Raw genomic sequence first — 627 nt, 5'->3', positions numbered from 1 at the left:
CAGGCCCAGCCCGAGCCGCAGGCCGAGGCGCCCGCCCCGGCTCCGGCCCCCGAGCCGAAGCCCGAGCCCCAGGCCGCCCCCGCGCAGCCGCAGGCCCAGGCCCCGCAGCAGGCGGCTCCGTCGGGTGGCGCGGCGGAAGGCACCGACGTGGTGCTGCCGGCGCTCGGCGAGTCCGTCACCGAGGGCACCGTCACCCGCTGGCTGAAGTCGGTCGGCGAGGAGGTCGAGGCCGACGAGCCGCTGCTGGAGGTGTCGACCGACAAGGTCGACACCGAGATCCCGGCGCCCGCCTCCGGCACCCTGCTGGAGATCGTGGTGGGCGAGGACGAGACGGCGGAGGTCGGCGCGAAGCTGGCCGTGATCGGCGCCGCCGGTGCCGCTCCGGCCCAGGCCCCCGCCCCGGCGCAGCCCGAGCCGCAGGCCCAGCCCGAGCCGCAGGCCGAGGCGCCCGCCCCGGCTCCGGCCCCCGAGCCGAAGCCCGAGCCCCAGGCCGCCCCCGCGCAGCCGCAGGCCCAGCCCGCCCCCGCGCAGGCCCAGGCCCCGCAGCAGGCGGCTCCCACGCCCGCTCCGGCGCAGGCCCCGGCCCCGTCCGCCCCGGCCGGCGGCCAGCGCGCCTACGTGACCCCC

General features: G+C 81.5%; 1 protein-coding gene. It reads left to right on the top strand.

The genetic code is table 11. The annotated features are described in order from the left end of the window. Positions 1-627: biotin/lipoyl-containing protein (locus ACLIYP_RS30710; protein WP_412716339.1), on the top strand; the 627-nt coding region annotated here is incomplete at both ends.

Origin of the sequence: Streptomyces nanhaiensis, assembly GCF_046614825.1 — a bacterium.
GTDB lineage: Bacteria > Actinomycetota > Actinomycetes > Streptomycetales > Streptomycetaceae > Streptomyces > Streptomyces radiopugnans.
This window is presented reverse-complemented; position numbering and strand designations above follow the sequence as displayed.